This is a genomic window from Tychonema sp. LEGE 07196, from assembly GCF_963890365.1.
Classification (GTDB): Bacteria; Cyanobacteriota; Cyanobacteriia; order Cyanobacteriales; family Microcoleaceae; genus Microcoleus.
In genome coordinates, this window is record NZ_CAWPRX010000015.1 from 1 (window position 1) to 13802 (window position 13802).

The 13802-nt window shown below is 47.1% G+C and carries 6 protein-coding genes; 1 reads left to right on the forward strand and 5 read right to left on the reverse strand.

The features are described 5' to 3' along the window. The 3 genes from AACV78_RS02100 to AACV78_RS02110 all read right to left on the reverse strand — a co-directional run. Positions 1 to 2345, reverse strand: a 2345-nt coding sequence (locus tag AACV78_RS02100; RefSeq protein WP_194074373.1) for a DUF4347 domain-containing protein, incomplete at its 3' end; no start/stop codon positions are given. 812 nt (positions 2346 to 3157) lie between these two features. Then, positions 3158 to 3661, reverse strand: a complete 504-nt coding sequence (locus AACV78_RS02105) for a hypothetical protein (protein ID WP_194008735.1) — start codon at positions 3659 to 3661, stop codon at positions 3158 to 3160. A gap of 353 nt (positions 3662 to 4014) precedes the next feature. Beyond that, positions 4015 to 5508, reverse strand: a complete 1494-nt coding sequence (locus AACV78_RS02110; RefSeq protein WP_194008734.1) for a hypothetical protein — start codon at positions 5506 to 5508, stop codon at positions 4015 to 4017. A 191-nt stretch (positions 5509 to 5699) separates the two neighbouring features. Here AACV78_RS02110 and AACV78_RS02115 point away from each other — a divergent pair, with 191 nt between their 5' ends. After that, positions 5700 to 7361: an ArnT family glycosyltransferase gene (locus AACV78_RS02115; RefSeq protein WP_194008733.1), complete on the forward strand. Its 1662-nt coding sequence runs from the start codon at positions 5700 to 5702 to the stop codon at positions 7359 to 7361. Between the two features lie 188 nt (positions 7362 to 7549). Here the strand turns inward: AACV78_RS02115 and AACV78_RS02120 are convergent, their stop codons facing one another. Both AACV78_RS02120 and AACV78_RS02125 read right to left on the reverse strand, forming a co-directional pair. Next, positions 7550 to 7810: a hypothetical protein gene (locus AACV78_RS02120; RefSeq protein WP_194008732.1), complete on the reverse strand. Its 261-nt coding sequence runs from the start codon at positions 7808 to 7810 to the stop codon at positions 7550 to 7552. Between the two features lie 710 nt (positions 7811 to 8520). Then, positions 8521 to 12960, reverse strand: coding sequence for a response regulator (locus AACV78_RS02125; protein WP_194008730.1), 4440 nt, complete (start codon positions 12958 to 12960; stop codon positions 8521 to 8523). Positions 12961 to 13802 lie beyond the last annotated feature (842 nt).

Here is a 13802-nt window from a genome sequence, read left to right on the forward strand (position 1 = left end):
GTCGGAGTTGGAGTCGGCGCGGGAGTCGGCGTGGGCGCGGGTGTTGGTGTGGGCACGGGCGTGGGCGCGGGTGTCGGTGTCGGCGCGGGCGTCGGTGTCGGTGTCGGCGTCCCTGTCGGAGTTGGTGTCGGCGCGGGTGTCGGTGTCGGCGCGGGTGTTGGTGTCGGCGTCGGTGTCGGCGCGGGTGTTGGTGTCGGCGCGGGAGTTGGTGTGGGAGTTGGTGTCGGAGTTGGGACGACAGTACCTCCGAATTCAAAAGAACCGCTGTCTACGATCGCCCCTGGAATGGTATCACCATCTTGAGGGCGAGTCTGGCCGCGCTGATCCTTAGCTGGTGCGCCGCTTGGTACTCCTTTGTCAATGGCCGGACTTCCTGTCAGCAGGGGCCTTACGAAAGCGCCGTTGATATTTTGCAAAGGGCCGAGTTTCGGATCTGCCACCGTCGCACTTGCTGTCGCCTTAATATCGGTGCTAATCACGGGCCACTGAAAATTCCCTCCTCCATCGGCGTATTCGTCGGTGACGTGTTGGTTAATTCCCCAAGGGTTTCCTCCGTTAGCCGCTGTATTGTTGGCAAGAATCGTGTTTTTGAGGGTGACATTACCGGCATCGGCGAAGATACCTCCACCAACCCAACCAGCACTATTATCGGCGATCGTAGTGTTGACAATAGTTGTGGGTGCACCAAGAGTCATTGCACCGCCGAGTTTGTTGAAATCATCAGCAGCAAACGCGGTGGAGTTGCCAGAAAACGTACTGTTAGTAATCGTAGCAGGGGCATTCAGCGTCCACAGGCCACCACCTTGATTGTTGGCTTTGTTGCCAGCAAAGGTGGTGTTGGTAACAGTCAATCCCTGGTTGGTGCTGTCGCTCAAATTCGTTACCGCACCACCGTTTCCAGGACCTCCACCGTTGGGTAGCGCCATAATTTCGTTATTTTGGAAGGTGCTGTTTTCCAAAATCACCTTGTCTTGGCTGCCGGTGAACAGATAAGCTGCACCTCCTTCACCTCGACCTTTATTGTCTTGAAATACGCTATTGGTAATCTTGATTGTGCCGGAAGCTTCGCTCGGATTGCTGGCTCTGTCTGTGTAAACTGCGCCACCAAAACCCCTTAAAAAGGGATTATCTTGGCCTGATGCGAAAACGGCTGCGGTGGTGTCGTTACCGATGAATCGCGAGCTGTCAATCGTTAACTTGCCCTGAAGGCTGTTAATTGCCCCGCCGTTAATTCCTTTGTTGTTTGTAAAGTCGCTGTTGGTAACAGTAAAAGCTTTGGAACTCAAAAAGCCGATCGCACCTGCACCGCGTTCGTCATTGGCTGCAGTGGCCGTGTTGCCGTTAAACTTACTGTTCGTTACTGTCAGAGTATTGTTGAAATTGCCGAAAATTGCGCCGCCGCCTTGATCGGCAACGTTATTATTGAACTCAACATTGTCTACTGTGAGGCTTACTTCGTCCGTTGTACCGATCGCGCCGCCTCGTTCGGCAGTTTTGCCCTTGACAATAGAGAGATTTTTGACTGCAAAATTTGTAGCAGTCACCACATTTGCATTGACAAAAAAGGCACGGGATGCGTTATTGCCGCTGATGGTTAAACCCGCTGCTGCTGCGCCGTCAATCGTAATATTTTTGCCAACAGGAATATCGAGTTGACCGCTGGTGAGGGTGATGGTTTGACCGGCCAAACCGGGAGCGAAGGTAATTGTATCGCCGGCGGCAGCGGATGCGATCGCAGCTCTCAAGGAACCAGCACCGCTATCGCTATTGTTGCTTACCACGATAGTAGCTAAATCACCTCGGTAATTTGCCATCACATCTGACCGCAAGGCTAAGTCCGATTCAATTTGACCCTTAGCAAATTCTAAGTTCCAGTCGCCGTCTTTGCCGGTGATGTTGGTGGATGCGGCAACGTCAGCTCCCGTTAATTGGCTGAGTTTGTCAACGAAATTAGCGCCTGTACCGGATGCTACATCGCAGCCGTACAGCATGATGTCTGCTTGTGGGGCTAGTGAAGTCTGCCATTTTTCTAACTGGCTTTTGTATTGCTCGATGTTATCCGAACCCAGAGCGGTATTGCCAAGTTGCAAGTTGCCAGAACTACCGTGAGAAATGATGTGAACCGAGTCGATCGCCCCGTTGGTAGAGGCGTATTTTTCAATTTCAGAAGAGATTTGTTCGATACCGTTTTTTGTGCGGTCTAGTATCACTACCTGCTGTCCCGGCAGCACTCCTGCTGCAATTGAATCGTAATCTTCCACGCCGGAATCAATGAAGACTAAGGAACGCGGGGGCAGTTTTTCAAGAGAGGATTTTGAGTTAACTTGGGCGAACGTAGAAGTCATATTTGATACTCCATTATGGGCGTTATTGGTAGATACATCCCTGGAGTAATCTTATCAGCCTTGTTTTCATACATATTAACATCAGTTTTGGGAATAAAGCAATATTTTTAACTGATATTTTTAATTTATTTTTTTTCCGGACTTCACTCGGTTCTGGTTGTAGTTGCTCGAATTTTTGCTCGTAATTGCTAGCACTAGATAACACAAATATCGGGAATACAAAAAAAAACCTGCTTTTTTTTAGCAGGATTATTTTAGCCTTGTTTTGCTGGGGATACCGATAATTACAGGCATTGGGGCATGGGTTTCAGGGTAATTTCTTACTTATACCATTTTTCTGACCTATGTGCTATAGATGAACTCTTAGCCCCCCTTAATAAGGGGGGGGTTGGGGGGTAATATCTAACGCTACTTTATGAAATTGGTATTAGTAACTCCTCTAACTGATCTTTAGCATTTTGATAGAAATTTAATACTTTGGATAGACGGACAGGGAGCATCTTTGTTGTATGTTAATGCGTGCAAAATCGCCAGGTTTCCCACGGGATCGACCGTCTAGCAACTGCGGACGTTCGCCTTATCAAAAAAATGCCCCAATGAAATGCTCCGGGCTGAGACGGTTATTTCGCGTCCATACTTGTATGAGAATTATCCTCACAAGCCTGTTAAGAGCCAGCAGTATCCCAAATCCACAATTATTGGAAATGTCTATTTTATCTAATTATTCAAGATTAATTATATGATTCATTTTGAAGAATTCAGACAATTAAAAAAAATCTCAAACACAGATGCCGATTTTGTTGTGGTATTTACTAACATTCAAAACAGTCTGATATTAAGTATGAGTTAATTGCTGCCGATTCCCGAAGGGAATCGCCCGCCGTGCAGTTGCCGAATGTGTCAGTATCTCGATCGGCATAAAACGAAGCAAATCCGCTGTTGTCGATCGGCAACTGTACCAAAATACTTGCTGGACACCTGCAGATTCGGTGAAAAAACGCGGTTTCTTCGGGGGCGAGTATTTTCTGGAGTGTTGGCAATTGGCTTTTGCACGGTTCTAGGTAATCTGAACTGCTAGAAATTGTCCAAAATTTGTCAATCTCTCCAAAGATAGAGGCATATTTTTGCAGTGCCGAGGTAACTTGCTCGATGCCATTACAGCGACTAAACTCGACGAAAATTAATGCCAGCGCCACCAAAATCTCAGAAATAAAATATCCCCCCGAATTAATGCTGGAATCGTTAAATAGACAGCTTTTGGATGGGGCATTTGGGTATTCCGAGGCAGGATTGGTTTCTGTCAAAGAAGTGAACATTTTCCTTCCTCCAAAAGGGTGTTGAACGGTAGATACACCCTGGGAGTCAAATCACAGGAAACTGGCAGCGACATTGTTTGTGTTGCTCGTCTCCATGTAACCCTTTTATTAGTTTCGCCCATCTGTTTGGCTCTGCCATCCGCGATCGCACGGAATTTATATTTTTTGTATTTTCCCGAATTGCCGAATGGCCCGTAATTACCGATGGTTTCTGTATCCTTTAGGTAATACCACTTTCAAGTCAGAATACCACTCGGTAGCCCGTCCTCCAAAGCCTTTGGCGATCGCTCCTATCCCCAATCTCCAATCTCAAATCTCAAATTGTATGAGAGTCTGTGGCGCGCGTAAATGTATCAGTCGTCAGTAGATGGCGGTTTTTTCCCTGAATTGCGAATATTAACAATCTTGTTGAGCGCATCGAACCAAAAACTAGCTCCCATTGAAATAGCTACGCCGCTCAATATCCAACCAAGCAATTTTGCCATGAAAGCCGGCAACAATAAATTACCCTGCGCGTCTATTTCTAACCTGTTCGGTTCGCTCCATCCCAAAGGTAGAGCTACATTATCCAAAGCTCGATCGACATCCTGCTGAACTTGGCTAAGACCGGTTAAATTATCTAATTTAGTCTTAGCGTTTTTTTCAACCAACTGCTGAGCATACAAATTAACAGTCGATCGCAACATCGAATCCTTCGACAACCGATTAACAATATGAATGCTATCAGCATTAGCAGCAATCGCGATCGCAATTCCGAGCAAAATCGCCACCCCTCTAGCATTTCGCTTGTAAACGCCGGAAGCACGCTGCATCGATTGGTCGAACCAAGTTTCAATTTCTTGCTGAAACCGCTGCAACTGCTCTTGACTATCTCCGCCGCCTTTTTCAGCACGCTGCGCTAAAATAGAAAGACTGCGTTTCAAAGATTCTGGCATAATGCCCAAAATTTCTTGAATTTCTTGGTACATCAAACCGTTTTCTTGCTCCTCCATAATTTCTGCTACCCTATCCTGAGTTTTTTTAAAGTTCCTCACACTATTTAACAAATTGCTCAAACTCGGTTCCAGTTGCGATCGCAGCGCCTCCCGCTCGTATGCGCTATCAAAACTAGCCTTAATAAATGCCATCTGTCTTTGAAAATCTCTCCCTCCTAGCTCAGTTTCTGGCAGATAAACCTGAGAATCATTAATATAAAATTCTAGTTTTTCCGACATCCGAACCAAACTGTTGTTCAAACTCGCCAAATCTTTTTTATAATCTTCAACAACCCGATTAAACTCCGCCGTCAACCAGCTAAATTGTTGTTCGACAATCGATTTTGCAGACTCCGGCAGATTCAAATGATTGCTAATCGCTTGAATTTGTGCCAACTGTAAATCTTTAAATCTTTCCAATCTGGCTTTAGATATCGCTCGGATTGAATTAGAAATTTTTAAAGTATCCAAAAGGCTAGCAGAAAAACTCTCTGGTGGAATATAAGAAGGCCCTGTCGATTGATTGCCAAAAACATTCTTGGTGCGAGTCAGCAGGCGGTACAAATCACCCATAAGGTGCGTAATAAGTCGAAATCCTTGGGAGAAAATCCCTTTGGCTCCCTGATTCAAATCCTTGATAATCGGATTGGCGTAGATCGCATTGGCAAATTGTTCGACTCGCTGAAATTGCAGCGGCTCTTTGGCGGCGTCGCTGCCGTTAGAAATTAGCACTTCGATCGACTTCTTTAAATGTTCCGCCCGCCATTGTAAAACAGTAGCAATCAGTTCCTGAATTTCTGAAGCTAGTAAGCTTAAAGTCAGGTAAATAAACACTAGGCCAATTATGATATCTATAATTACAGGTAAGTTCACGGTATTTTCCTTGTCGCAAATAACTGCTGTCTAAGTTTACCTTCTGTTTGGGACGCGAAAAATTCTTTTAAGCCCAGTTTCCCAAAAGCATCCAACCACCCTAGCCCGCGATCCCAACCCTGAATTTATAAGTGATTCCCCATTCTTCAATTCTTTAATCTAAAATCGAAAATCTTAAACGGTCATTCCTTATGTCAAAAATCTTTCCATTCTCGGTAGGTAAACCGAAAACTCGCTTCAATGACAGATTGACAGACAAACTGTGGATGCTGGCTTTGCTGTTGGCTGCGGTGCTAATTTTCGGGCTCAATCTCGGCGGCCCGGCGTTGCGGGATTGGGATGAAGGGATTGCTGGGCAGGTAAGTCGCGAAATTTGGCGCGGCAATTTAAATTGGCTGTATCCGACGATCGACTCTATGCCTTATTTCAACAAACCGCCGCTGGTACACTGGCTGATCGGGCTGTGTTTTGCCAACTTCGGCGTTAGCGAATTGACGGCGAGGTTGGTACCGGCGATGCTGACGGCGGCTTCTGTGCCCATGCTTTACGCCATTGGGCGGGAGTTGTATCCGCAGCGCTCGATCGCCATTTTTTCGGCTCTCGTTTATCTGACGCTGCTTCCGGTAGTGCGGCACGGACGTTTGGCGATGTTAGACGGAGCAGTTTTGTGTTTTTTGCTGGCATCGATGTGGTGTTTGTTGCGATCGCGCCGCGACTTGCGCTACGCCTTGGGGGCGGGGATCGGGTTCGGACTCATTTGTTTGACTAAGGGCGTGATGTTGGGGCTGCTGCTGGGCGCGATCGGTTTAATTTTCCTGGTTTGGGATACCCCGCGACTCCTCACTTCTGGCTATCTTTGGGGCGGATTGGCGATCGGAACTTTCCCCGTAGCTGCTTGGTATTTTGCCCAATGGCTGCACTACGGCCAAGATTTCATCAACGCCAACTTGCTAAACCAATCTTTCCGGCGGATTTGGGAACCAGTAAGCAATCACAAAGGCCCGCCCTGGTATTATCTTTTAGAAATTTTAGAATCAGCTTGGCCGTGGCAGTTATTTTATCTGCAAGGCCTGTATTTGAGTTGGGAAAATCGCAATTTTCCCGGCCCCAAATTAGTATTAGTTTGGACAGGAGTATATCTGCTGGCTATTTCTGTGATGAATACGAAATTGCCTTGGTATGTTTTGCCAATTTATCCAGCTTTTGCTTTAGCCGTTGGTAGTTATTTCGCGGAAGTTTGGGAGCAAATGTCCCTACCGCCAGAGCCTATCAAAGATGAAGCAGAAGAACGTTTTGATGCTATATCTTTTTTGCCTCATCCTGCGATTTTGGCAATACTGGCGGTGGTGGCTGTAGTCGGTTGCGCGTACTTTAGCGGCTTAATACCGATTGGGGGACAAATTGTATCCCACCAGCAAGACTTGCAGTTAATGATGATGTTTGTAGCTTTGACAATGACACTGGCGGCCGTGTTGCTGCACAACAAAGACAGACAATTTTTATTAGTTTTAATTTGGGGAACTTACGTCTCGCTGTTGGTATTTGTCGCTTCCGACAACTGGGTTTGGGAACTGGGAGAGGATTATCCGGTTAAGCCGATCGCCCAAATTGTCCGCGAAGGAACGCCAATCGGCCAAGAAGTCTTTACTTCTCACCGCCTACCGCGTCCGTCGCTGAATTTTTACAGCCAGAGGCAAGTTATTGTCACCGACGCGCCTACACTGAAACAAAAATGGCAATCTGTCCCGCAACCTTATTTTCTGTTAGAAAAACCTGTCCTCAAACATCTAGATTTGCAGAATGCTGAGGTTGTAAAAACAGCCGAGGATTGGGTTTTGGTAACACGAAAATAAGTTTGCCAGTCAATCGATTTTAGATTTTAGATTTTAGATTGAGCCCACGGATAAATTCGGGGGGCAAGTTTCATCTGATACAGGTTTTTTATTTCTCCACGGATGAATCCGGGGGCTTGTATCCTGGATGGTTTTGGTCACAAACTTGGTTTTTTACCAGAAAATTTGATTGCAGCATACAAAAACCATCAAAAACCCGGTTTATTGGATTTTGATGCGTCCGGGACTGAATATTTAACATGATTATTTCCGGGGCAGTGGTGAGGATTAGGGAACCACTTACATTTAATTATGCCACCGGATAGCTTTTCTAACTTAGCAGGAGTGTGCCCAGCCCCGAATATATCGAGGTTGAGATTGAGGGCTACTTTTGCAGCGTAAGCAATGTAAAAAGTAAAAGGTATTGATACAGAAAATATTACTATTTTAGCAATTAGATTGTAATCCATAATATGTATTGAGGTACTATGCGACATTGGGCTCTAGCGTTGCGGAGGGATTGGGCATTGGCCCGCGCAGGTCATTGGCCCGCGCAGGGGATTGGCCCGCGCAGGTCATTGGGCTCTAGCGTTGCGGAGGGATTGGGCATACCTCACCACGCGATCGAACCGCTATATGTCATTGCTTTTGGGTTGAAGAGTTTCAGGACAAAGGCTTTATTCGTATCAAATTTAACGGCTAATATCAATTCCGGTAACACTCAAACATGATATAGCAATCCTAAATCATTTGCATAATTATTGTAGGGACTCGCTTGCCCCGTGGTTGCCCGATAGATAGGGGGGCAGGCATTCTTGGCACTACCCTACAAATTTATCTGATATCAAATCCGGTAGCATCGTCCTGTATTCATATCTCTATTCTCTCTCTCTGTGTCCTCTGTATTCTAGCACCGGTTAAATCACCTGACGATGCAATCCTAAATGATTCATATCATTTAGGATTGCTATATTTTCCCAATCTATCTATCACCTTGCTGTGAGGATTTAACTATTTTTTTAGGCTCGAAAAGTTAATAACTTAAACACCTCCTACAGCCCTCTCTCCTGTAAGTTGCCCGATCAACAGTCAACAGTCAACAGTCAACAGTCAACAATCAACAATCAACAATCAACAGTCAACAATCAACAATCATGTTTGAGTGCAACCGGAATTGATATTACCCATCAACATATTGCATTTCCATTTTCAACGCCGCCTCAACTCTTTGATACTCGGCTTCAACTTGTTTTAAAAGCTCGCAAGCCGGAGCAGGTAAAGCTTGGTTGGCTTGTATTCCGATGCGGCCCATGATTTCGAGTTGCTCGCACAGCTTAAACAAGCCAAAAGCACCGAGAGTACCGCTAATCGATTTCAAAGAATGAGCATCTCGCCGCAAAGCCAGCGGATCGGCGCTCCTGACGGCCGTAGAGATGCCTCGCAGCAGTTCGGGAGCTGTTTCGAGGTAAATCTCGATCGCCTCCTCTAAAGCTTCCACATCTCGCAGTCCTTCTATAATCTTGGCACTCAGACAATCGGGACTTTCTAACAAAGCCCGATCGAGATTTGATTCACCAAACCCGACAACTGCGATCGAATTGGGAATTGTCAGTTGTGCATTTCCTGCAACACCCCCATTCGATCGCACATCTAATTCACTCGTTTCTCCGATCTGTTCAATCTGCGAGTTTACACAAACAATCGGCACCGGGCGATCGCACTCTGGGCGCGATCGAGATTTACACGCCTTCAAAGCTCGAACCAACTCCTCAATGGCGATCGGCTTGCTCAAATAATCGTCCATCCCCGCAGCCATGCACTCTTCGCGATCGCCCTGCATCGCATTTGCTGTCATCGCCACAATCCAAGGGTTCGTCGATTTTAGATTTGGGATTTGGGATTTGGGATTGTTAGATTGTTCGTCAGTTTCAGAAACTTCTGATTCTTCAGGGGAATTTTCTAAGGTAAAATCCTCCGAAAATTGCTCGCGGATGAGGCGGGTAGCTTCCAAACCGTCCATTTCCGGCATTTGCACATCCATCAACACCACATCGTAAGGCTGGCGGTGCAAAGCTGCGAGCACTTCGATCCCGTTTCCCGCCACATCCGCGCGATAGCCCATCCGCTGCAAAATTTGCAAAGCCACCTTCTGATTCACCAAATGATCGTCCGCCAACAGAATCCGCAGCGGTAAGTTATCTGCCAGCACTGGTATGCTTTGGAGGAAAGCCCCGCTAGTGCGCGGCCCTCTCATTTCAGTTACTTGCGGTTCCCCAAAAATATTGATTAAAACATTGTAAAACTGAGATTGTTTAATCGGTTTGTTCAAAAAAGCAGCAAAATTCACATCAACTGCAGAGCAGTTAATTTCTGGTAGGCCGATCGAAGTTAGCATCACTAAGGGCAACTTTTCGCAATCAGGATACTGGCGAATTTCCGCTGCTAAAGCCAACCCGTCCATTTCCGGCATTTGCATATCCAAAACTGCAAAATCAAACGCCTCCTTAGCAGCTAGCCAATCTAAAGCCAAACGAGCCGAAGCTGAAGCTCTAGGCACCATTCCCCAAGACTGAGCCTGCTGAGTCAAAATTTGGCGGTTGGTAGCATTGTCATCGACAATCAAGACTCGCTTCCCAGCCAATTCCGGTTGACAATTGGTCGAGTTAACTGACAAAGAACTTTTGCAGCCACGAACGATCGTGCTGAAATAAAAAGTAGAGCCGGCGGATGGGGGATTTTGGTCGATCGGCTTGGTGCTGAGTGCGGATTTGACAGAGCAATATTTTTCGGCAATTTCACAGGAGTCTCCCCATTCCACATCAAAAGCTGTTGCTTTAAAATCTACCGGAGGCTTGCCGGCAATACAACCCATACTTTCTACCCACATCCTGCCGCCCATCATTTCGGCCAAACGCTTGCTAATTGCCAAACCCAATCCGGTACCGCCGTAGTGTCGGCTTGTTGAAGAATCTACCTGGCTGAAGGATTTAAACAGCCGATCCATGCGATCGCCCCGAATGCCGATACCCGTATCTTTGACCGCAAATTGTATTTCGTATGCTTGGTTAATTGCTAGCGGTTCGCCATTAATTTCTGGCGGTTCTGCAGGGTTTGGCGGCACTGAAATTTTTTTGGCCGTCACCGAAACTACTACTTCTCCAGTTGCGGTAAATTTCACAGCATTGCTGAGCAAATTGATTAAAATTTGCCTCAAGCGGGTGCTGTCGCCGATCGCCATTGTCGGTACCGAGCGATCGATCAAGTAACCCAATTCCAGTTTTTTTTGTGCCGCCTTGGTAGCTACCAAGTCAAGAGATTCCTCAATGCAAGTGCGGATGTCAAACGGATGTTCCTCCAAGTCCAATTTGCCCGACTCAATTTTCGAGAAATCTAAAATATCGTTAATCAGCGTCAGCAAGGCATCGCCGCTGCTGCGGATAGTTTCTACAAAATCGCGCTGTTCGCGAGTTAAGGAGGTATCCAACAGCAAACCGGTCATGCCGATGACTCCGTTCATCGGAGTGCGAATTTCGTGGCTCATGGTGGCTAAAAATTCGCTTTTAGCTTTGGTAGCCGCCAGTGCTTCGTCGCGAGCTTTTGCCAAATCTACGCCTGTTTGCTGGCGTTCTAGTTCGCTTCCCACCCACTGACCCATCAGTTTCACCAACTCTCTGTCTACAACTCGGAACGGTTCTGTCAGAGGAGTTGGAGAAAGGAAGCACAAAGTGCCGTAAACTTCACCTGTCACGGTGACGGGAATGCCCATGTACGCTTCGATCTTGAATGCTGGGTCCTCGGTGTTGAAGCACAAAGCTGCAAACCTCGCCGACTCAAAGTACATCGGTTCTTTTGCCATTACTGTAGTCCCGCAAAAGGTTTTTTCGAGGTCGTAGATTTGTGCTTTCTCGATCGACCCGTCGGGACATTCCACAGCCACGATTTCATATTTGTCGCCTTGAATGCGCGACAAAATTCCCACGGACAGACCCAACTGTCGGCATCCCATCACCAGCAGTTCTTGGAGGCGCAAATCAAAGGTAAAGAGGCGGCCTTCCGGGTCAGTACGGGGAGCCGAGGTCACTTGGTACAAAGCTTTAATTGCAGCTTCGCTTTCTCGCAGTTCTTGTTCTGTTTGCTTGCGGACGCTGATGTCGCGGGAAATACCAATAATTTCTTGCACCAAACCAGTTTCCGGATCGCGGATCGTGCGGCTGGTGGTTTCAAACCAAATGTATTTGCCGTCTTTGCGGCGGATGCGGTAGCTGACGGTGTAAGTCACTGGAAGCGCGAGGACTTTTGAGTGAGCTTTGCTGATGGCTTCTAAATCGTCTGGGTGAAAATAATGGTTGGGGATCGCGCCGACGAGTTCCGAAGGTTCGTATCCGAGCAAAGCGCGGCTGGCGGGGGACACGTAAATAAACACGCCTTCGGGGTTGTGTCTGGTAATCATGTCGGTTGAGTTTTCGGCCATCAACCGATAGCGGTCTTCGCTTAGAAAGCGTTCGACTTGAGAGTTGCTCAATGCTTCTAGCATTTTGTTGATGGCGCCGGCCAGGCTTGCGAGTTCATCTTTTCCGCTCATATGAACGCGCAAGTCTGGGTCTCCGTTGGCTCCGATGTTGCTGACGCTGGTGCTTAGGTCTGCCAATCTTGCCAAGACTAAGTTTTCTAGCAACAGCAGGGCGATCGCGCTAAATACTAAACCTACTGCCAGTATTGATAGGGTAAACAGGCCCAAGGTAGCCTGACCTTGGCGGTAGATGATGCGGTCTGCCTCTACTCGCAGCAGCAGTGCTAGGTTGCCTTGGAGGTCGCGAATCAGGGCGTATCCTGCGACTACGTTGTCGCTGACTGGTTCGACTAAAATTTCTACTGATTTGAGGTTAGAAATTTTGATTTTGATATTGTCTAAATCCTCGATCGATCGGGCGATCGCCTTAGCGCCCGGTTTGGAGTAGTTCGCAGAACCCAATTTAAAATCTAAACTCGGCAACCTAAAATCGACTGACAGGTGAGTCAGTTCCGAAAGCAAACCAATTTCGCTGCTGTCGAGGTAGCGTCCCAAAACCAGCGTCCCCCGCGGCGGGCCTTGGGCGTTGCTGTTGACGATCGGCCTCGAAGAAATTAGCAGCCTAGCTTCTGGGAGGGTAATGACGCCTGCTTTTGCCCGATCGCGATCGCCCTGCGGTGTCGAGGGTTCTAGCAGCGCCTCAATCAATTGCTGTTTCAAGCTTTCGGGAATCGGCACTTCGGTTTGGGACTTCAGGTCGAAACCTTTGCTAAAAATCGTCTGACCGCTGGAGTCCAGCACTAGCAACAAGTTTAGTCTCAAGGAAGTAAATGTCGAATCGACGAAATTTGACTTGACAAAAGCCTCATTTTGTGTATCAACAAAAGAGTAAGTATCGTCCCACTCGGCGTAATCTTGGGCGCTGGTGTCTAAATTCGACAAGTCGTCATCTAGGGCATCCAAAGCCCGCGCGACATCCTGGCGGACGTACTGGGCCTCAAGGTTTTGAAAATCGTGCAGCAAAATAGTTGATGCAGTGGCATAGAGAACCAGAATCAGGCTGATTAGAGCTGCACCGATGATTAATAGTGTTTTTTTTCGGAGTTGCATGGCGTCGCCCCCCTCACTGTGCTACTAGGCAACTAGCCTGGGGAGATTTGAGACGTAGGTTATTTAGCATTGGCTCCACAGGGCCTGCATATTTTGACTGTTGTGGGCCCACTGGCAAAAGTCCTTGGTATTTCCAAGATATCCGATATGTCGCCCCCACATCAGTGTAGTATTTTCACATCTTTAATTACCTTCTTGACACTCCCGGGCGCGAACGCGCGGGGATTCTTGATTCACTGACACACCTTTAAACTATCCATCCTTTCGGCAATATTTAAACCCAAAAACCGTCCGATTGAACGAAGTTGCGAGTCTAATTTGAATAGCCCCAGAGGGCTTGTCTCCCCAAGCGTTCAGGAATCACTTCCCAGGTTGCCGTATGCCCTTGGCGTACATTTAACTACTAAATTTTTGAGTTTTCTGGTATGGGTGCGCGGTGGCTGCCCTAGCTATGTTTTTTGTGGTGTTCGCTACCCACGAGATATTATTGTTTTCTAGCCAGTCGTTTTGGATTATCGCCCGTTTGTACTAGCGGTTATGCTATAGCGGTTCTCACAAAAGTGAGGTGTGAGGTATGCCCTATGCCCTATGCCCTATCCCGGATAGTACCTCATATGAGAGCTTGAAAGGCTATACCTGTATCTATCTCTACTATACTAAACTTATGGAAAATACGGTCAAGTCTGAAAAAGTTTTTCAGTATTATATCAAATCCTCTCTTCATCGGAATAGTAAATTCAGGCGTTGACTTTTGACTGTTAACTGTTAACCGTTAACATCATGTATGAGTGCAACCGGAATTGATATGAATCGAGCCGACGCGCTCTTGAAAAGGGGAGCAT